The following is a 21,667-nucleotide window of genomic DNA, read 5'->3' on the forward strand; positions in this document are numbered from 1 at the left end:
GTTTTGAACAACCTATGATCATTTATAACACAAAAGATTTATAGTCAAATAATATCATATTTCAAAGACTGCAAGATGAGCAGTTTCGTTCGGGCTAGTAGTAAAAACAGACAGGAGGACTGGCATGTATCAATTGAACTGCTTTAGGGGCAATGTTTAATATCCTCATGCAGTATTCCGCCTGCTCACCCTGCAATATCAACTCTCAAAACATAATCAAAAAAAGGGGAAGGCCGACGCCTTCCCCTAATAACAAACATTTCTGGTTAAACTGCAGGAAACTCAGTGGTCAACAGCTTTGGCCATGCCTAAGCCGGTATTCTGGCGGACATAAAGCTCGTCGAACATCTCTTCGGAACGCCTACTGGGGAACAATAAAGTGCCCAGAATCGCTGCGAAGAAACCAAGCGGAATAGAGAAAATTCCTGGATTTTTCAATTTCATGATTGGCTTTTCAAGGCCCATCATCGACGTACCATCCTTGTTCTTCTCGTAGTCCGCTTTGGCTGTAACCAGAGCCTTGGCATCATTTTCTTCAAGCTGGGCACCCGGAGGCAGGGCTGCCTGTTTCTTCTCCATGGCGGCAATCACCTTCTGTGCGCCGGCAGCAACAACTTTAGGATAAGTCATATTAGGGGAAACCATAACCAGTCCAATCGACGCAATTGTACCTACCACTAGACCAGAGATGACGCCGGCGGTATTAAACTTGCGCCAGAACAGGGAAAGCACTACGACCGGCAGATTTCCGGAGGCGGCCACGGCAAAGGCCAGAGCCACAAGGTGAGCAACGTTGGCTTTTTCGGCCAACAGACCGATAAATATGCCGATTGCTCCAACCACCAGCGAGGTGACACGGGCCGCCATTACCTGTTCGTGCTGATCTGCGTGACCGTCTTTAATCACGTTAACGTAGATGTCATGGGCAATAGCTGCCGAGGCTGCCAAAACCAGACCTGAAACAACAGCCAGGATTGTCGCAAAGGCGACCGAACAAAGGAAGGCGAGGAAAAGATCGCCGACGACAGGAGCAATATCTGCTCCCAATTGCTGGGCCAGCAACAAGGTCGCCATGTTGCCTCCCTTGTCAACAGAGATAATGCCTTGCGGAGTCAGATTAATAGCTGCTCCGAATCCAAGGAGTGTGGTAAGGACGTAGAAACCACCGATGATAAACATTGCTATGATGACCGACTTGCGTGCGGCCTGAGCGGTTGGAACAGTGAAAAAGCGCATCAGGATGTGCGGCATTCCTGCCGTACCAAGAACCAGAGCCATACCGAGCGAGATCTGGTCCAGCGGGTTCTTGAGGAATAGTCCCGGCTCAAGAAAACGCTGACCTGCATCGATTCCGGATAATGTCACACCATCTTTCAATACCAGTTTGGAAACATGATCCTGGATTGCAGGGCTATTGACGATGTCGTTGAAAAATCCGAACGGACTGAAGCCAGACTTCATCATGACCAGGAAGGAGAGCAGGAATGCTCCGCTCATGAGGAGACCGGCCTTGATGATCTGGACCCAGGTAGTGGCGGTCATGCCACCAAAAACGACGTAACCGACCATCAGAATTCCAACACCAATAATGGCCGTCCTGTAAGGTACTCCCACCAGCAATGCCATCAGCTTGCCGGCGCCGACCATCTGGGCGGTCAGATAGAACGTGGAGACAGCTACGGTCGAGATGGCGGCGACTGCGCGAACCGGTTTGGGATTAGTTCGAAAGGAAAGGATATCTCCCAGCGTGTACTTGCCAGCGTTGCGGCAGGGCTCTGCAACAATCAACAGCACGGTGATATAGGCTACCAGCCACCCGACCGAATACATGAACCCGTCATAACCATACAGCGAAATCAAACCTGAAATACCAAGGAAAGAAGCAGCCGACATATAGTCGCCGGCGATCGCCCAGCCATTTTGGGTGCCGGTGATTCCTCCACCGGCTGCGTAAAAATCGGAGGCAGTCTTGGTCTGTTTGGCAGCCCAAATGACGACACACAGAGTGATGCCGATAATAACAGCAAACATCGACAGGGTGATAACCTTGTTGGCCTTGAGTTCTTTCTTTTTGACTGGTGTGGCAGTTGCAGGAGCAGTTGCAGGGGCCGGAGTCGTCATTCCTGGAGCAGCGACTGCCGGTGCACCAGCGGCAGTCGCAGTAACGGCGGCGGATGCGGACGGGGCTTTGTTGGGCTCTTCAGCAAAGGCGGCTGCGGCAACTGAGAGGGTCAGGGTTGCGGCGATGATGATTTTCTTAAATGTCATGTCGTATCCTCCTTTACCTAGAGATGAAGTTCTTCGACCAGTTCCCTGGTCAGACGGTCGAAATCCTTGTTTGCAACGTGAGCATAGTACAGCGCTAGTGCCCATGAGACAAAGAACTGGGAGAGAGCAAAGAGGTAGCCGAAGTTGATTGCACCTATTACCTTGATCTTGAACAGACCGGGTGCATAAGCTGCTCCGAGGGGAAGCAGGAAATAATAGACACTGGAAAAAATCCACCAACCAAAAAGGAAGACGGCTTTTTTATGGTGAAGCTCAATAAACTTCGGGTTCTTGGCTATTGCTTTCCAATCATACTGTCTTTCTGCCATGATGTGCTCCTTTCGTTTTTATGCGACACGGTAGTGGGAAACCTCTCAAACCTCCTTTCGTTCAGTTAAAAACTAACTTTTCCGTTGTTGTGTATCCGAATTTTTCCGATATCAATGCTGCGCCTTCAATCAATGACGGTACAATTTCGTTTTCAATGCGCTCTTTCACCATTCTGAAAGATGGCCCAAGGAGAGTAATTGCCCCGATAACAGCGCCGCCATAATCTCTCACCGCAACCGCTACGCTGCTGATCCCTTCACCGAGACCACCACAATCTATTGAAACTCCTCCGTTTGAACGGATTTCCAGCAGTTCTGATGCAAGTTGCTGCGAATCGACGCCGCCACTTTTCTTTCCGGGCTTCTTGTTCAAAAGCCAGTCTGCCAGCTCCCTTGTTTCAAGTGCCTTTATCACCTTACCGGCAGCGGTGCTGAAGGACGGGAATCTCCTGCCAACGAGAGGGGTTGCCTTGATCTGTTGTTCGCAATCAACCATGTCCAGAAAAAGAATTTCGTCACCGCGGGCTACAGTCATGTAAACAGCTTCATGATGTTTTTTTGCCAGCTCTTCCATGATTGGGTGTGCCAGATTAATCACAGGCGATTGACGGAGCATTTTATGGGCAAGCGAAACAGAGTTAAAACTCAGCTGATAGGTTCCACTCTTGGTGTCGCGTTCAACAAGCCCTTTCTCGCAGAGCGTTGTGAGCAATCGAAACGTCTTGTTGCGGGTCATGGCAACTTTTGATGCCAACAAAGGCAGATCTGCAGGAGCTGCTTGATCTGACAAAATCTCCAGCATTTCTATCGTCTTTGACACCGCCTGGACCGTATAAAGGCTGCTTGCTTCATTATTTTTCATGTAACACCTCACTTTGGAACAACAATCATTTAGTTGATAAATATTTCTAGCAAAAATAATTTGCATACCAATGGTATTTGTATAACAATTTTTTATTTGCTGCGCAAGCCGTAATTTTAAAATTTTTTCAAAGGCCGGTTTGCCTTGAAATACCATTAGTTATCTTAGATAAATTTCAAGTTACCGTTTGAGAGTTCACTGGTTTTCATGGATGACCTGCAAGCATCAGAGCCGGTATAAGCTGGAATTAAATGTATTGATGTGGTATTGAGATGAAACCGTTGAGATTGCCTGGGTTTAAGACAGAGGAATATTCCTGGAAGGATAATTATGAAAACACCTGGATTGGTTGCGGGTATAATCGATAATCTGCGACGTGTATTCCAAGTCGTGAATGAGCAGTCAAAAAAAGCCGAGCATGAAACGGGATTAACGGGACCTCAACTGTGGGCAATAAAGGTGGTGGCGGAATTTTCGCCGATAAAGGTTTCCGACGTTGCTCGAAAAATGTATCTGCATCCAGCTACTGTTGTGGGAATCCTCGACCGCCTCGAGAAGAGGGGGCTTGTTGAACGTACCAGGTCAACCAAAGACAGGCGAGTGGTTGATATTGCATTGACCGATCAGGGAAGGGAGATGGTGGCTCAATCGCCGGAAGTAGCACAAGGACTTTTAGTCTCTGGATTGGAATCCTTATCCAATGATAAACTCGAAAACATATCTAAAGGACTCAATCAGTTGGTGGAGATTCTGGGGGCGCAAGAGATTCCCCCTCAGCTAATCCTTTCGTCAGAGATAAACCTGCCCGGCAAACGCAGACAAATCACCAATAAAAATCATCCGGCCAAGGAATCTGTCGATCGGCCACACTCGTGATGCTTATGTGACGTAATTACCTGTACCAAGAGCCGATGATTTTGAGCGCCAGCGTCAGGATGCTAATGGTGAAGCCCTCCCCTCCCCTTCCACACAAAATATTTCCTTGCAGAAACAGGTTCATGGTGCCCTGAAAGACTGGTGTTTTTTTCTTCCATGCCCAGTACCGATTCCGTGGTATTGCTGCGTCAGTCAATTCATTTTTTAGCGGCCGGACTGAATTCCACCCGGGCGTTGCTTTTCACCTGCTCATCCGGTTTTTTGAACGGGTCTCCAATTCTCAGAAAGAGCCGGGCAGGGTTCACCTTCCCGGAGCCCGAAAGGAAATCCCGCACCGTTTGCGAGCGTAGTCGTGACAGTTTTTCAAGCTGCTGGTCGCCGACCGCTATGTAAGCCAACAACAGTTTGCGCATTTCCTCATCGGGCAGTTCCTTCAGGCTTCCTGAAGCGTCTCTCGGCCGTGCGAAATCGGCCCGTTCATACACCTTTTTCAGATATTCATGCCTGTCTTCAGGAGTGATCTGGATATTATCCGGAACATGTCCCGACTCAGGCACCTTTTTGGGTCCTTTCATTTGGTCGAGAAACTTGGCCATCCGCATCCGTTCATGCAGCAGATAGCGCCGGTACCCTTCCGCGTCCATGATGCGGTCGGCATAACCGGTGACATCCAGCTTCAACTCCGGCCGCTCTGCCATTTTTTGTGCCAGTCCGGTCAGTTTCTGCTGCTGCTCGCCGGAAAGTGCCAAACTGCCGTAATCAAAATAAATAATCCTGAACTCTTCGCCCCTGCTGCCGAACAAAAAGGAAAATGGCCGGGAAAATATCTTTCTGAAAAGACCACTGAAGGCATTTTTAACAGCTTTCCAGACCACATCGCCCATTGATACATCCGGGTTTTCCGTACTCCCCGCCACCGGCACATCCAGTTCGATCTGTCCCTTGGGGCCTTTCAGCAGTCCCACTGCCGCAGGCACCGAAACCGGCCCGGGGAGTTTCACTGCCTGCCCACTCTCCACCTTTGGCCCAAAAAAGAGCTGGTCGATAAGAATTCGATTACTGGCCTGCACCTGCTTGTCTTCGATCTTGTAATCAAGCGTTGCCCGCAATTTTCCCTGCTCGATACGATAACCGAGATATCTGGCTGAGTAAGGGGAAAGGCGCGGAAGCGCGATGTTGTCGAAATCAACCCTCAAATCAACATAAAGGGGATCTGCCAGAGGATTCATCTTCCCCCAGATTCTCAAAGGGGATTCATTTTCGAGAGCGCCCCGCAGGTCAACATCGGCCCGGGTAACCGGGTTTGACGACAACCCGCTGACCCTTCCCCCCAGCCGCACGAATCTGGTGGCATAATGCCGGGGATCAAGGGAATAGTCCTTGAAGTCGAGCACTCCGTTCTGCAGCGTAACCGCACCGATGCTGACAGCGGGTCCCGGTTTCGTCTCCGGCTTTGCAGATGTCTGTTCTTCCGTATCGTGCGGTGTTTTCTGCAAAAGACGGCGGAAGTTAATGCTGCCATCCTGGTTGATCACAACGTTTGCGTAATATTCACTCAACAGCACCCGATCAGCATTCACCGTCAGCGGCTGTAGCGTCCCCTGCACATCATCGAGACGCAGCATCTCCCATAACAACAGGTTGCTGCGGTCGACAGGATCCTGCAATCGAAGGGAGCTCAGCTGGAGGCTTCCCGCATAGGAACCGTCGAATTGTTTTCCTTTTTTGAAAATATCGGCCGTGATGTCAGCACCCAATTTTCCGTCTTTCATAGTCACGTTCAGCTTGTTGGCGGCATAGGGTACAAAATCAGTCAGAACAAGATTTTTCACCTCTGCACGGGTTTTCAGCTCAAATGGCTGAGGCCTGACAGTGCCTGAAAATCTGATGCTCCCGTCCGAACCGTAGCGCGTTGAAAAGCGATAGGGCATCTTCTTCGAATTAAAGTCGGAGACATTGGAAACACCCGCCGAGATGTTGTTGAATCTGAATTCTGCCGGATGCACGGAGGGAAGAGCTCTGTCCCGGAACGCGAGGTCCAGATTGTTGACACTGACATTTTTAACCAGATAGTGCAGTTGGTTCTGCTTGCGTCCCTTGTCAGCCTGTGGTCCCCGGCGGCTTTGCTGATCCTTGAGAAGATTCATTACTGTCAGAGTTCCATCCCGCTTGCGTGAAACCTTGACCGTGCCGCCTGAAAAAGTGACACCGCTCAACTCGGCGCTATTTTCGCTTTGGCTGAAGGATCCATCCCGGATGCCGACCTTGTTGATACGGGCAAAATCCCCATCACCAAAAGGGGCATAGAGGTCGGTAAGCGTAACATCCGCATTCTTTACCTGCAGTTTTTCCTGTTTCTTGTCGAAAAGGACCCCTGCCGAAGATTCAACTGTTCCCTTAATGGGAGCGGTCAGATAGTCGGAAAGATACGGATAGTAATCGGCAAGACTGATACCGCTTGCAGAGAACTTGCCATTGAAGAACAGCGGCTTTAAGGAGGCCGTACCGGATACCATCGCATGTTCTTCTTTTCCCGTACGGAATGAAACCCGGATTGGACTCATGCTGCCCGGTTCAGTGGAATATTCTTCCGCCTTGAGCGCGACATTCTCAAGGTCTGCCTTAAACGCAGGGGAGACAGAACGGTCCTGAAAATGAATGGATCCATCCCGTATCCGGACCCGAGCCGCTCGCACGATGGTGCCGGAGCTTTTCATGGCACCTATTACATCCGCCAGTCTGCGGAAACTCCAATCTCCCTGCCGGGTACGTGAAACATACAATTTCAGCGAATTCATGGCCAATAGATCGAAATTGACGATGCGCGCCCCCAGATCCGTAGAGCCGAGATCACCGACGAGCCGCTGGAGAACGAGCATTCGTTGCTGTTGCCAATCTTTCAGTACAAGATCTTTCAGCGTTAAACTGCCGCTGATGTTGATCAAGGGTCTGCTGGCCGTGTGGCCGGTATAGGCAATATCACAATTAAGAGAGAGATTGCCGGAGGTAAGCACTACCGGCATATCAGGAGAGATATATTCACGATAAAAGGGGACGTTGACACCATCGAGCGTAGCGTGCAGCGAAGCGGACGGCGCGTCAGCGAAGGGCCTGCCTGTACCGGTCACCTTGAGTGGAGAGCCGTTTATAATGGCGTTTGCCTTGAGAGTGGCCGCAGGTCCGGATTCTTTGCCGGCATTACTGATAAAGGGAATGGAAAGGTCAATGCTGCGGATGGTGTGGTTGACCGTGCCTCTCGGGGCGCCATGATCGATAAAGTCAACGGCACCATTGACCAGTGAAATATCAGATGCTGAAAAACGCATCTTTTCCTTTTTTTGTGCAGGCTGTTTTGCCTCTTCCTTCAGTCGTTCGATGATATCGCTGAAATTATAGGTTCCTTTGTCGGTACGGACCACATGCAGATAAGGCGCGACGAGGCGAACACCGTCCATGATCGCCCTTCCCTTGAGGATGGAACCGGCACTCGCTGAAACTGTGGCGCTGGAGAAAGAAGCGAAAGTGGCAGAGCCACCCTTTTCCTTGAGTTCGAATTTGCCTATCTGCATGGTGAGAGTCAGCGGATTTATCGTCACTCCGGAAATCGAAACAGGACGTCCCGTCATTTCCTGAATTCGAGCCACAGCGCGATCGCGCATCATCCCGGGCAAAATGAAGGCGGCAAACGCAAGAGCCAGAAGGATGACCAGCAATATCGCTATTCCAGCCACTTTCAACGTCTTCATACTCACCTCTACCCACGAGCAGGAGTCATTATCAATGGTAGCTGGAACCATGATGAAGTCAAAGGGGCTGATGTTGCAGGCTAACTGAAAGGAACCGGCATCGCTTTTGACATCACCTGATTTCGTTATAGGCTTTTTCAAAGAGGGTTTGAAACGAAGCGCGGCACAAGGATGAAGATCAGATCATCAGGATGAAAGGAGACGAACCATGAATACTCGTAGTACGAGCACCATGATCATGATGCTGATATTTTGGATGATTCTGGGGGGCATGTTGATTTCGCCACCGCTTCAGGCAGCCCAACCTCTCTCGGACCAGGAAATTGCCGATGCTGTCGAGGACAAGATCCAGGCCGATGGCGCGGTGCCGGTAAGTCGGCTGCAGGTTACGACCGAGGCAGGGGTGGTCACCCTGTCGGGAACCGTTCCCACCCTGCTGGCCAAGGAGCGGGCGCTCCGTCTGGCTGAATCTCTCAGGGGAGTGAAATCGGTTGTCAATCTGATCCAGGTAAAGACCATCAACCGGGACGATGTCGAGATCAGGAAGGATATCGAGAAGGCCTTTCTCCGAAATCCTGCCATCAAGGCACGTAATCTGAGCCCCGATGTGAGAAATGGAGTCGTGACCATCTCGGGAGACGTTCAATCCTGGACCGAGAGAGACCTGGCGCTGAAAATGGCGGAGGCAGTCAAAGGCGTCAGGGATGTAAAGGATGCTATCAGTATCAGGTTTGCCGGACAGCGTTCCGATCCTGAAATACTGGACGATGTTGTTCAGGCCCTGAAATGGGATGCACTTCTGAAACATTCCCGGATTACTGCCAAGGTTACCGACGGAACGGTGAAACTGACCGGCTCCGTCGTGAGCGCAGCCCAGAAATCCCGCGCAAAGAGGGTTGCCTCCGTAGCCGGCGTCAAGAAAGTTGATGCTTCGGAACTCGAAGTAACGTCTCCTGCTGGCAAGCAACCGGAAGAGCCGATGGTTACTGATGCTCAGATACAACAGGCTGTTGTGAATGCTCTGCAGGTTGATCCGCGCACCAGCACCTACAAAATTTCCGTCGATGTGACCGGGCGGGTAGCTACCCTGCGCGGTACGGTGGAAACACTGGAGGCAAAGCGGGCCGCGAAACAGGATGCCATGAACACGCGTGGAATTATTGCCGTAAAAAACAGGCTGAAAGTCCAACCGACCCTTGAACTGGATGATGCGAGCGTAGCCAAGAGGGTCCGAGAGGCTTTGGCTGCCGATCCGCTGGTAGAAAGCTATCAGATCGGAGTCAGTGTCATAGGTAATGTTGCCTATCTTTCGGGCACTGTTGATGCTTCCTATCAGAAAACAGAGGCGGAATTCGCCGCATCTACAGTGACAGGTGTTATTGACGTGGTAAACGGACTTGCCGTGAGGAATCCCGCTGCTCCCTCTGTCTATGATCCTTTTGTCGACTATTTCATCTTCTATGATCTGAGTGGTCCAGCATCCGAGCGGGCAAAAAAGAATGAGGCGCAACTTCGCCAGGACATCCGCGACCAGTTTTACTGGAGCCCTTTTGTTGACGCCGATCAGGTTAAGGTAACTGTCAAGGACGGGGTGGTTACTCTGACAGGAACCGTCGATTCAAATTACGAAAAGGAAATGGCGGCAAAAAATGCTTTTGATGGAGGTGCATCCGTCGTCGTTAATGAATTGAAGGTAAAATAAGAAACTGTATCCATCAGTCAGCGGGAAGGTATTCAGGGCTCAATCAGCGACAGGAGGTACCTGTGCATATCCTCGATATGATCGGAATCCTGACCACGTTGACAGCGGCTTTTGCCTTCATCAACTACCACGTCCTGCACCTGCAGTTGACCATCTCGCTGATGCTGCAAAGCCTGACTTTCTCTGTAACCCTGATGCTGCTGCTGGTATTCGGCATCGACACTATCAAGCCGGCGCAACTGCTGCTGTCCAATATCGATTTCAACGTGCTGATGCTGCAAGGCATCCTCAGCTTCCTCATTTTCGCCGGCGCACTGTTCGTCAAGAATGAGGAACTGCTGAATGTGAAGTTGGACATAGCAGTATATGCCACAGCCGGCGTGATGATCTCCATGGGCGTTATCGGCGGCCTGTTTTTGTGGGGCTCAAATCTGCTCGACCTGCACATTCGCCCCATCTACTGCTTTCTTTTCGGTGCACTGATTTCTCCCACTGACCCGGTGGCAGTACTGCCAATCTTGCGCCACCACGGCATTCCGGACCGCCTCAATGCACAGATCGCAGGAGAAGCACTCTTCAACGACGGCATTGGAATCGTGCTGTTCCTGTCGCTCTTCTCCCTGATCGAAGCCAGAGATGTCCATGCGGGAGAAATACTGCTGCTGTTCCTGCGCGAAACAGGAGGCGGGCTGGTGTTTGGCGCACTGCTCGGGTGGCTTGGGTACCTGATGATGAAGAGCATCGACAACTACCAGCTGGAGATAATTATCACACTGGCCATGGTCAGCGGCGGCTATTCCCTGGCAAAAAACATAGAGGTTTCCGGACCGCTGGCAATGGTAATGGCAGGTCTGTTGATCGGCGGACCCGGCCGCAGACTGGCCATGTCGGAGCGGACCCGGGAAAGTCTGGACCGGTTCTGGGGGTTCGTCGAAGAGCTGCTGAATTCCATCCTGTTCACTCTGATCGGGCTGGAGATCCTGGCAATCGTCACCCGGCTCAACAAGGTTGATGTCATTGCAGCTGCCATCGCAGTGCCGCTGGTCCTGCTGGCACGACTGCTTTCCGTCGGGGCGATCAGCTTCTTTCTGCGCTGCCGGGGAGAACTGGTACCCGGGACCGTACCAATCATGACCTGGAGCGGGCTGCGAGGAGGAATTCCAATTGCCTTGGCACTATCCCTGCCGGATGTGCCTGAACGTGGCACTCTGCTTTTCGCCACCTACGCTGTCGTGGCCTTCTCAATTCTCGTGCAGGGTACCACCTTGAAACATCTTGCTGCGTGGCAGAGAAGCGGTTGGATTTAAAACATGGGCGTAGTTAGAAATGAGATTCCTTTCAACGTCTGTCGTATCCTTGCTTCAGATATCGGCAGCGTGGCATGAAAAAATGATCTACCACCAACAAGGGAGTCCGCCTGGAAGAGGCGGGTTCAGATGGGAGCCGTGATCTATGTTAAAAGTTATTGAAGGATTACCGGAAAATGTAGTGGCAGTGGACGCTCAAGGCACCGTAACGGGAGAAGATTATGACAACATACTGATCCCGCTGGTGGAGAACAAGCTGAAACATCATAAGAAAATTCGCCTGCTGTACGTAGCCGGACCGGCCTTTTCCGGTCTTACGGCCGAAGCTGTGTGGGATGACGCCAGAGTTGGTGCAAAGCACTGGACCTCATTCGATAAAATTGCCGTAGTTTCCGACGTGCACTGGTTCATTAACGCAGTCAGGTTTTTCTCTTTCATCATCCCCTGCCCGGTCAAGGTGTTTGAAAATCAGAAACTGCCGGAAGCAAAGACGTGGGTGAGTGAGTAATGCCTCTCTTCCGGTCGGGATGGAGGGGCTGTGCCATAGCCGCGGCAGGCACAGGCATGAGGTTGCAATGACAGAAAATATCGCATCACATTCCAGGAGAATCCGCCAGCTGTGCCTGGTCCTGTTCTGCATGTGCCTGTGGATTGCAGAGGGTGCCGGCGCCCTGCAGGCAAAGGAACCGAGGCAGGACGCGAAAAGTATCAGAGAGGATTCCGAACTTGCGGAAAAGATCCGGCGTGCCCTGACTACAAACCAGTCACTGCGCGGCCGGATCATCACCGTGATTGTAAACGACGGCATTGCTCTGCTAAGCGGAACGGTAAACAGCGAAGCTGAACGAGCCGAAGCTGCATTAACCGCATTCAGGGTGCAAGGGGTGATTGATGTGGTCGACCGCATAACGGTCTCCCCGACCTGCCGGGAGGTTAAACCGGATCAGCGCTGAGGCGCCAGATTCAATCGGGAAAATACGAGTGATTCTTGTGGTGATGAAACTGCCACTTGGAGGTCATTTTTCTCCGCGCCTTGGCGCCTTAAGCGAAGCGAGCGAGAGAGCGGTTAAAAGGCCTTTCCTTACGCAAAGCCACAAATGACGCTAAGAGATTAAGCCTGATGGCTGCAAAGGAAACTCTTACGACAGTGGTTCTGACCATGCCGGAAGGGAAAAAAGCCTATCGCGTAGCATGTGGCTCACGAAACCTGACCCTCCAATCGTAATCCATATATTCCAGCTTAAACGATTCGGGATGTTCGGAGATACTTCTGGCTAGGTCCTTTTCCAGGAATTGGGCAACGAAAACAGCTTTATCATGGGCAGTTTTGCCGAAGTCGTCGTACCACTTGAATAATCTCGGCAGTACAATCTTTTTGTGCTGTTCATCAATTTCCGCGTGATTGGCAATAAAACTCTCCGCAGCTGCCTGAAGATCGGCGTGCAGCGTTGCAGGCCGCAGCACGGTAATCGGCGGAGAGGATAACGCCCCGGTCGAGAGGGCAAAGAGCAAGCGTGGGTCGCATGGCCGTATCGATTGGGAAAGTCGCGGGTCCCCGGAGGGAAGCGGCAGGTCCAGTCTCCCGGGGCCGGGCCGGTTGCCTCGCAGAATGCCGTTAAGAATACAGTCGGCACTGAAGAACTGGCTGCCGACCCGGCAGCTGATCCGCTTGTAGAACCAGGGAATCTCCTTTACCGATTCGCGTACGTTGAGGGCCAAGATGTTGTGGAGTACCAGGATATTGAACAGGTTGCTCCAGAAACTAATTTTCTCCTCCCTCTCTTCCAGCCCGGCAGGATCAAAGGAATGCATTTTCCGCAGCAGGCTTCCCAGGCGCTCGACCAGAGGAGTTGTGGCACGCGCTGCATCAGCCTGAAATTCATTTAGGCTTATGATCGCCTGATCCAGAATATCCGCCACTTCATCCGGCAGAGGAGGTGAAGGAACACCATGTTCCTCACCTTCACCCGGCAGAATCACGTTCTCCTGTAATGGCCGCTTGATCCGCAGTTCACCCTTGGCATCGGCAATGGCCATGGCTGCGGTAATATAAGCTTCATGGCTGAAGGCCTGCGGATAGTTGCCCAGCTGCTCCTGCCATGTCGGATCGTACTCCTCGGCCAGAAGGTGCAGAGGCCAGCCAACCTCGTCCACTCTGGCCAGCAGCAATTCTGCCTCCTCGATCTCCCCCTGTCGGGCAAGATTAGTGATCAGCCAGAGGGTACATGCCATAAAAGTGCCCTCACTCCCCGGCAAGCCATCGTCGGCCAGATAGCGGTATATGAAGCCTTTTTCTGCAAGATCTACCCGTACCGCCTCCACCGTTGCCAGCATTCGAGGATCATTGAAGGAAATGAAGCCGCTCATCGACATCAGAAAGCTACTGCCATCCAGCGCATCCGAATCGTAGTGCAGTACGAATGCCTGTCGCTTGCTGTCCCATCCCCTGGACATTACCTCCCGTCCGATTTCATCACGTGCTTTTTCCCACTGTTCCAGGTCACCTGCTGCACCGGTGATTTCGGCAATCCGGATGCATCTGTCTAATGTAACCCAGCACATCACCTTGGAATGTACAAAGTGCCGGGGGTTGCTCCGCATCTCCCAGATGCTCCAGTCAGGTTCGCGCCAGTGACTCATGACGAAACCGCACATCAGCCGCAGGCCATGCCACATCTCTGCATCAATGGTCCTGTTCCGCTCTACGAGCAGGTGCGCCGCAATCAGTACATGGCCGTAGATGCTAAACTGCTTCTGCGACACAGCATTGTTGCCTGTTCGCACCGGGTGCGAGCCGCGGAACCCCTCCAGATGGGGCAGGATCTCTTCCGTAATATTTTCCGAACCATCAAGGCGGTACATCACTTGTAGACTATTTCTTTTGCTCTTGAGAATGATCTCGTTGAGCCAGCCAAGGTATCCTTCCGTTTCTTTGACATGCCCAACCTGAAAAAGGGCCGTAAGCGCCATGGAGGTGTCGCGTACCCAGGAAAAGCGATAATCCCAGTTGCGCACCCCACCGATAACTTCGGGAAGAGATGTGGTGGCTGCAGCTGCCATGGTCCCGTGGGGCCGGTAATACAGAAGCTTCAGCACCAGTAGCGAGCGGACCACTTGCTTCCGATGAGCTCCCAGATCATTGAAAAACCCGGGACCGCTCCTGTTCAACCAGGTGCGCCAGAACGTGAGCGTGTCCAGCAGAAGCTCCTCGGCCTGTTTCTCTGAGAGTTGATCCGGCTCCCTGGCTCCATATCGCAATTGCAAAGCCACCCGGTCCCCTTCATTTAGCTCCCAGATGCCCTCTGCTGCTGCTTCCTGTACTTCCAGATTCATTGTGGTCGAAAGGGCGACATACTCCCCATTTCCGGCAGCCACGACTCCGTGGCCAGGAAAGATGGTCACCTGCGGAATTATGCGCCCGTAGTCAAAACGCGGCTCGAATCTCACGCGCACCCGTACGTTTCCGCGCTGCACATGAAGGAGACGCACCAGCACACATCCCCCCTGTTCACAGGTCCGGCCTTCATCGGCAGGCACGGTCATGAAATCAGTCAACGTATAGAAACCGGTCCTGGTTCGGAATTTACCAAATAATACATTCGAATCTTCCAGGTACGACAGCACCGAGTCCCATTCACCATCCGGGGATATGGAAAAATATCCGCCGTCGTCGGCGTCGAGAATGGCCCCGAATATACTCGGCGAGTCGATATGCGGCAGGCACATCCAATCGATCGAGCCGTCTCTGCCAACCAGAGCGACTGAATGCAGATTACCGATGATTCCATAGTCGCTGATTTTTTTGTACATCGCTCTCGACCTTATGAGACTGGTAGTGAGTCTAGAAAGGTGCCGGTGATTCTCTTGGCGTCTTTGCGGCTTTGCGCGAGAAAAGGTCTATCAACTGCTACGACTTCCTAAGTTCGACAGATTCCCAACCTGCTGAATCCTCGCTTGGGCCTGCTGCTAATTGCCAGAGCAGCGGTAAGAGCACATCCAGCTGCTATTCCGCCGATCAGCCACTTGTTTTTTACAAACCACATACCCGGACTGCATGATTTCGATATCGCATCGAAATCACCATGGGCATTGAAATCACCCGGCACCGTTTCCCACAGGTTGGAAGGACGGTCAGGCTGTTCCGGCTGGTCGGTCTGCTGTGATTTATAGCCCGTTTTTGCCAGGTACCAGTCGAGCAACCCGGCAAAGAACTTGTTGCCCCACATCGCCTTTACCGTCGGAATTCCTACATAGATCTCACGTCGCCGGTTTCTGGATGCCCATACGATTGCGTCGGCAGCCACTTCCGGTTGGAAGATCGGGGGCACAGGTTGAGGCTTGTTGGGCAACCGGGACTTAACCCAGTTGAATTGCGGTGTGTTCATGGCAGGAAGCTGCACCATCGTGATATGCACAGGGCTTTTCTCATGCAGCAGTTCACAGCGGATAGAGTCGGTAAAACCGCGGATACCGTGCTTGGCGCCACAATAGGCAGCTTGCAGCGGTATGCTGCGCTCGGCCAGTGCCGATCCCACCTGCACGATTATTCCCTGCTTGCGCGGCAGCATGCGACGCAGCGCCGCCATGGTACCGTAGACGACGCCGAGATAGGTTACTTCGGTAACACGCCGGAATTCATCGGCAGTCACTGCCGAAAAAGGGGAAAACACGGAGGTCATCGCGTTATTGACCCAGACATCAATGGGTCCGAATTCCTGCTCTACCTGTGATGCGGCCAGTTCCAGCTGTTCTGCGTCTGCGACGTCCGCAACGAGAATCATCGCCGAACCTCCCAAAGCTTCAACTTCCGCCCGTGCAGCCTCAAGCCGTTCGCGATTGCGGGATATAAGGCCGATGCGTGCCCCTTCCCGTGCAAAGGCATGGGCAGTGGCGCGACCAAGGCCAGCGGATGAACCGGTTATGACGACTACCCTGCTATCTTTTGATGACATGGAGGTGCTCCTTGAAGTTATTTTCATTGCCTGCTGCAACAGTTCCGACAGGTGCAGCACCTTTTTCCCGGTCCCTTCCATGATCTGAGTTCGACAGCTGAAACCGTCAGCGACAATATATGTCTCGGACGAAGCCTCTCTTACCGCCGGAAGCAGCTTCATCTCTCCGATCGCCATGGAAATATCGTACTTGCCCTTTTCAAATCCGAAAGAGCCTGCCATGCCGCAGCAGCCCTTCTGTGGCTCCTCGACCTGCATCCCCATTTCCTGAAGAATCTGGTGCGCCGCTTGGGGATCGAGCACCGCTTTCTGATGGCAATGCCCATGATAAATCACCCTGCCTGGCCATTGCGGTAACGGCAGTTTTTCCCGCACCATGAATTCCGAGAGCAGCATTGTCAGCTGGGTGACCCGTCGTCCATCCTCGTGCTGAGGGAACATTTCGGGCAGTTCGTCGCGGAAGATTGCCGCGGTACTTGGTTCCAGAATCACCACCGGGATATCTTCCCGGACGAACGGCTCGAGCAGTTCCACCGCCTCGATTATCTGGCGGCGGGCATAGTCGAGCATGCCGTAATCCAAGGGGGGACGCACAGCTGGTGGAACATACTCGGGGATCAGGACCTGATAGCCGTAGTGGCCTAGAACGTTCAATGCGGCCCGGAGCGTTTCGGGAAAAAAATAGTTGTTGAAGGGATCGGGATAGAGCACCACCTTGGTTGTGCCAACTGCACGGTAGTGCGTGTGATACCAGTGGGTGAAGGTCTGTTCGGCGAATCGCGGCATCTGGCGCTGGTGGGCAATGCCACCCAGCGCCTTAGTGATCCGGCTGACGATCGGGGCATGCCCCATAAAATTCGCCAGCTCCGGCACCTTCGCTCCGAGTGCCCCCCAGATGCCGATCAGTCCCATGGAGTAGGCTGGAAGCGGACGCAGGCGATGCCGGTAATGGTGATACAGAAATTCAGCCTTGTAGGTGGCCATGTCCACGTCAACCGGGCAGTCAGTCTTACAGCCCTTGCAGGAGAGGCAGTACTCCAGTGAATCCTTCACCTCCTTGCTGTGCCAGCCATCGGAAATGAAATCACCCCTGAACATTTCGAACAGCAGGTGAGCCCGACCGCGAGTAGTGTGTTTTTCTTCCCGGGTGGCCAGAAAGCTGGGACACATGAAAGCATCATGGGTGCGGCGGCATTTGCCGACCCCCACGCAACGCAGAGTGGCCCGGGGGAAGTTTCCCCTATCCTTTGGAAACTGAAAGCGAGTTTCCGGTTGCCAGGGATTGTAGTCGGTACCGAGCCGCAGATTCTCATCGGGGCGGTACGGCTCGACGACCTTGCCCGGATTCATCTTCCACTCCGGATCCCACAACGATTTGAACTGCTGAAAGCAATCTACCAGGTCATCGCCATACATTTTTTTCAGAAGAACAGCCTTGGATTGCCCATCCCCATGCTCGCCGGAAATCGAGCCGCCGTAGCTGACGACCAGGTCGGAGGCCTTGTCGATGAACGACAGGTAATTCTGGATACCCTTGTGAGTGAAGAGATCGAAGGAGATGCGGCAATGGATGCAGCCCTGGCCGAAATGACCATACAGCGAAGCGATCAGCCCATGGCTGTCGAGCAACTTGCGGAACTCGCGCAGGTACTCACCCACATTGTCCGGAGGTATGGCCGCGTCCTCCCATCCCGGCCAGGCCAGCGGCATGCCAGGTACGTTTGCCGTGGCTCCCAGACCTGATTCACGCACCTCCCACACCTTCTTCTCTTCTTGTTCGTCGGTGAAAAGCTTCATGGAGGGGGGCTTCTCACGCTGACGCAGCTTCTCCATCGCTTGACGGGCGATGCCGTCCGATTCCTCTTTGCTGTCTCCGCCAAATTCCACCAGCAGCCAGCCCTGGCCGTCGGGCAGAAGCTGAATGTCCTGGGGATGAAGGTGCTTTTTCTTCATGAAATCCACGAGCAGGTCATCCAGCCCCTCGAGACCCACAGGGCCGAATTCCATGATGGCGGGTACGTCGTCTCCGGCGCAGAATACATCCGGATAGCCCAGCACCAGCAGCGAGCGTACCGGCGGGCTGTGTACCAGACGTACCGTCGCCTCAAGAACGGTTATGCAGGTCCCTTCGCTTCCGACCAGCGCTCTTGCAACGTTGAATCCGTTTTCAGGCAGCAGGTCGTCTAGGTTGTATCCCGACACGCGACGAGGAATGCTCGGATAACGCCGGCGAATCTGCTCCGCATAGCGGTCACGGATATCCCGAAGCCCGGCGAAGATCTCGCCGCGTCTGCCTCCGGCAGCGATGATTCGTTTCAGTTCCTCATCGCTGGTAGGACCGACGGTCATGCGGATGCCGTCGTAAGTGATGATCTCCATCTCAAGAATGTTATCTGCAGTCCTGCCGGCCATTACGGAATGGATACCGCACGAGTTGTTACCGATCATGCCGCCGAATGTATTGTGGGTGTGAGTGGCCGGATCGGGGCCGTAGGTGAGATGGTGCTTTTCGGTCTGCTCGCGCAGCTGGTCGAGAATCACCCCCGCTTGCACCCGGGCGATCTTTCGGTCCGAGTCGATTTCGAGAATCTGGTTCAGGTATTTGGAATGATCGATCACAACGGCAACATTGCAGGTTTGTCCGCAGAGTGCGGTGCCTCCTCCCCGGGACACTACGGGAGCGCCGTGCTTGTGGCAGGTCTCGAGGGTCTTGACCACGGCCTCGATAGTTTTCGGGATGACAACGCCAATCGGGATCTGCCGGTAATTGGAAGCATCTGTTGAGTAGAGAGCCCGACTACCGGCATCGAAACGAACCTCTCCGTCGATTGCAGATCGAAGTTCAGCTTCCAGCGCTCCGGGGTTCAGGGTGGTATTGACCAACTTCGCACTTTCAGTGGTTTTTGACATGCCTCCTCCCGACCGTGCTCCTTCACACCTCGTATTGCTGCGCAGCATCCTCCCGCAGTGCCAGTCCCTGTCCTGTTTCACTCCACTCATGGAGGCGCTGTACTAGATAATCGCTAGTCGTTGCCATGCTATCTCCTTTTGCGCCTGAACTAGATTTGCTGCATCAAGTTTAAATGGTGGGGAGGAGCTGTCAATTTAAGCGGCAGAATAGAGGGAAGCATTGATATTTCCGGTGCGTGGCTTACACTTTTTATCGAACAGTGACAATGGCACCAGACGGTCCAATGAACAGACGAAAGAGGGGATAGAAATGGGAAAGGCTCTCACGATAGCATTGGAGCGACTCCAGGAAATAGCCAAAGGGTTTGCCGCCGCCCTCCCCTCCATTGCTCTGTCTCTTGTTACCTTCGTCATTTTTTACATGATCGGTAAAATGACTAAATCCCTTGTCAAGAGAGCCACCGAACGGCGCAGCCACATGCGGGGTGCGGGCATCGCCATGGGACGCATCGCCCAGGGACTGGTATTGCTTGTGGGCACTCTTATCGCACTTTCAGTCGCATTGCCGACCTTCAAACCGGGTGATGTCATTGAGCTGCTCGGCATCGGGAGTGTGGCTATCGGCTTTGCTTTCCGCGACATTCTCCAGAACTTCCTCGCCGGAATACTGATACTGCTTACTCATCCCTACCGGATAGGAGACCAGATTGTAACCAGCAACTATGAGGGAACCGTTGAAGACATCCAGACCCGCGCCACATTCATCAGAACCTACGACGGAAGACGGGTGGTCATTCCCAACTCCAACCTCTTCACCGAAAAAGTAGTTGTGAATACGGCATTTGACGAACGGCGGATTGAATACGATATTGGTATCGGGTATGGAGACGATGTGGAGTTGGCAAAGCGCCTGATGCTTGAGGCAATGCATGAAACAGACGGGGTGCTGAAAGAGCCTGCTCCTGACGTTCTCGTCATGGAATTTGCGCCTTCCAGCCTTACGATACGCGCACGATGGTGGATTTCACCTCCGCGCCGCGCTGATGCGCTGGATGCGCGTGATGCCGTGCTTTCGACCATAAAGAAGAAACTCAAGGAACATGGGGTGGACACTCCCTTTCCGACACAGCAGATCCTTTTCCATGACCAGACGGAGGAAACGGATGGAGACAGGCAGCGACAGCGTGAGGGTTGGCCGGTGGGAATGGAACCTGCTCCTCGCCCCTCCGGCCTGGCTCGAACCATTCGGGAAACCACCCTGTTCAGACCCAAGGACGAGAATGCAGCGCACCCGCGAGAGCCACGATGAAAGTTCCGGGTCTGGTAAAATTAAGCGATCTGTGGGACACCCTCCGTACAAGCTATTGGTTTGTCCCAACAATAATGGCAATTGCCTCGACAGCGCTTTATGCGGCCCTGCAGACCCTCGATACCAATCTCGATAAAAAACTCGTTTACAAACTCGGTTGGGTCTTCACCGGGGGACCGGATGGGGCGCGAGAAGTACTGGCAGTTGTTGCAGGGTCCATGATCACCATAGCTGGTGTCACCTTTTCGATTACCATTGTTGCTCTCACCCTCGCTTCTCAGCAGTTTGGTCCTTTCGTGCTCCGCAACTTCATGCGCGATACCGGCAACCAGGTTGTTCTCGGCACCTTCATCTCAACGTTCATCTTCTGCCTGCTCACCCTCAGGACGATTCGCGGCACAGACAGAACCACGTTCGTGCCTCATCTTTCCGTTTCCATGGCATGTATTCTCGCAATGTGCAGCCTCGGGGTCCTGATCTATTTTATCCACCATGTTTCAGCCTTCATTCAGGCTTCCAATATGATTTTTGCCGTCAGCCAGGATCTTGAGCAGGCGGTTGACCGGATTTTTCCCGAACGACTCGGCACAGTCAATGAGACCGAACCCGACACGCACTGGAATAAATTTGTTGAAAATGCGGATAACGCACCTGTTCGCTCAGTGGAATACGGGTACATAAAAGCAGTGGACAATGATCTGCTGCTCCGTACGGCACAAGAGAATGGGCTTGTCGTTCAAATGCTGAAGAGGCCGGGCAAATTTGTGGGTAAAGGAGATGAAATTGCTTTTGTACAACCAGGTGGATCTGTCAATGAGGAGGTGGAAAGCGCAATTAACGAATCTCTGTTGCTGGGGCCACAACGAACAACAACCCAGGATGTAGAGTTCGTCTTCAGCCAGATTGTCGAAGTAGCAGTCAGATCATTGTCTCCCGGAATCAATGATCCCTTCACCGCAATAATCTGCATCGATCACCTCGGTCAGGGGCTTCGCCGCGTTGCCGACCGGTCCATACCTTCACCTTTTCGTTACGATAAAAAGGGTGCGCTTCGAGTGATAGCCTTTCCGGTGACCTTTTCAGAACTGGTAGATAGCTCTTTTGATCAGATTCGGCATTATGGCAGGTCGAACGCTGCGGTTCTGAACAGTCTTCTGGATACAATAGGAGCCGTCGCCAGTCATGTAGGCCGGGAGGAAGACCTGCAGGTTTTGCAGCATCATGCCGAGTTGATACTTAAAACAGCCTCCAAGGGTTTGAAGGAAGAGGAGGCTTTTGCGGGAATCCGATCCAAATGTTTTGCAACGATAGAAAGCACTGGCGCAAAAGGATACTTCTGTTCGGCAGGTTTAAAAGAGGATTCAATCTTCACGGCTAAACAAGGAAAATCCTAATCGAATTCAGTA

General features: G+C 52.8%; 13 protein-coding genes. 7 read left to right on the forward strand and 6 right to left on the reverse strand.

The annotated features are described in order from the left end of the window. Positions 1–282: 282 nt before the first annotated feature. The 3 genes from KJB30_RS00880 to KJB30_RS00890 form a co-directional block, all read right to left on the reverse strand. On the reverse strand, positions 283–2,268 hold the full coding sequence (locus tag KJB30_RS00880; RefSeq protein WP_214296036.1) for a solute symporter family protein: 1,986 nt from the start codon (positions 2,266–2,268) through the stop codon (positions 283–285). A gap of 17 nt (positions 2,269–2,285) precedes the next feature. After that, on the reverse strand, positions 2,286–2,597 hold the full coding sequence (locus KJB30_RS00885; protein ID WP_214296037.1) for a DUF485 domain-containing protein: 312 nt from the start codon (positions 2,595–2,597) through the stop codon (positions 2,286–2,288). Between the two features lie 61 nt (positions 2,598–2,658). Then, positions 2,659–3,615, reverse strand: coding sequence for an IclR family transcriptional regulator (locus KJB30_RS00890; RefSeq protein ID WP_367618901.1), 957 nt, complete (start codon positions 3,613–3,615; stop codon positions 2,659–2,661). 174 nt (positions 3,616–3,789) lie between these two features. Here KJB30_RS00890 and KJB30_RS00895 point away from each other — a divergent pair, with 174 nt between their 5' ends. Beyond that, positions 3,790–4,335 (forward strand): MarR family winged helix-turn-helix transcriptional regulator, encoded by a 546-nt coding sequence (locus KJB30_RS00895; RefSeq protein WP_214296038.1) that lies wholly within the window; start codon positions 3,790–3,792, stop codon positions 4,333–4,335. Positions 4,336–4,532: 197 nt separating this feature from the next. On the opposite strand, the gene KJB30_RS00900 is transcribed toward KJB30_RS00895, so the two are convergent. Then, on the reverse strand, positions 4,533–8,081 hold the full coding sequence (locus KJB30_RS00900; RefSeq protein ID WP_214296039.1) for a DUF748 domain-containing protein: 3,549 nt from the start codon (positions 8,079–8,081) through the stop codon (positions 4,533–4,535). Between the two features lie 208 nt (positions 8,082–8,289). Between KJB30_RS00900 and KJB30_RS00905 the strand changes: the two genes are divergently transcribed. The 4 genes from KJB30_RS00905 (at position 8,290) to KJB30_RS00920 (ending at position 12,043) form a co-directional block, all read left to right on the forward strand. Then, positions 8,290–9,783 (forward strand): BON domain-containing protein, encoded by a 1,494-nt coding sequence (locus KJB30_RS00905; RefSeq protein ID WP_214296040.1) that lies wholly within the window; start codon positions 8,290–8,292, stop codon positions 9,781–9,783. A 62-nt stretch (positions 9,784–9,845) separates the two neighbouring features. After that, the gene (locus tag KJB30_RS00910; protein WP_214296041.1) at positions 9,846–11,090 is read left to right on the forward strand and encodes a cation:proton antiporter; all 1,245 of its coding nucleotides are present in this window, start codon (positions 9,846–9,848) and stop codon (positions 11,088–11,090) included. A 145-nt stretch (positions 11,091–11,235) separates the two neighbouring features. Beyond that, complete coding sequence (locus KJB30_RS00915; protein WP_214296042.1) at positions 11,236–11,598, forward strand: SpoIIAA family protein; 363 nt, start codon at positions 11,236–11,238, stop codon at positions 11,596–11,598. A 67-nt stretch (positions 11,599–11,665) separates the two neighbouring features. After that, positions 11,666–12,043 carry a BON domain-containing protein gene (locus KJB30_RS00920; protein ID WP_214296043.1) on the forward strand — a complete coding sequence of 126 codons (378 nt, stop codon included), beginning with the start codon at positions 11,666–11,668 and terminating at the stop codon, positions 12,041–12,043. Positions 12,044–12,269: 226 nt separating this feature from the next. Here KJB30_RS00920 and KJB30_RS00925 read toward each other — a convergent pair whose 3' ends face one another. Both KJB30_RS00925 and KJB30_RS00935 read right to left on the reverse strand, forming a co-directional pair. Beyond that, positions 12,270–14,900 (reverse strand): glycoside hydrolase family 15 protein, encoded by a 2,631-nt coding sequence (locus KJB30_RS00925; RefSeq protein ID WP_214296044.1) that lies wholly within the window; start codon positions 14,898–14,900, stop codon positions 12,270–12,272. Between the two features lie 107 nt (positions 14,901–15,007). Further along, the gene (locus KJB30_RS00935; RefSeq protein WP_246545406.1) at positions 15,008–18,952 is read right to left on the reverse strand and encodes an SDR family oxidoreductase; all 3,945 of its coding nucleotides are present in this window, start codon (positions 18,950–18,952) and stop codon (positions 15,008–15,010) included. A 310-nt stretch (positions 18,953–19,262) separates the two neighbouring features. On the opposite strand from KJB30_RS00935, the gene KJB30_RS00940 reads away from it, so the two are divergent. Beyond that, positions 19,263–20,261 (forward strand): mechanosensitive ion channel family protein, encoded by a 999-nt coding sequence (locus tag KJB30_RS00940; protein WP_214296045.1) that lies wholly within the window; start codon positions 19,263–19,265, stop codon positions 20,259–20,261. Beyond that, positions 20,258–21,655, forward strand: coding sequence for a DUF2254 domain-containing protein (locus KJB30_RS00945; protein WP_214296046.1), 1,398 nt, complete (start codon positions 20,258–20,260; stop codon positions 21,653–21,655). Before KJB30_RS00940 ends, KJB30_RS00945 begins: the two co-directional genes overlap by 4 nt. The last annotated feature ends 12 nt before the right edge of the window (positions 21,656–21,667 follow it).

Source organism: Pelotalea chapellei (assembly GCF_018531195.1).
Lineage (GTDB): Bacteria > Desulfobacterota > Desulfuromonadia > Geobacterales > Pseudopelobacteraceae > Pelotalea > Pelotalea chapellei.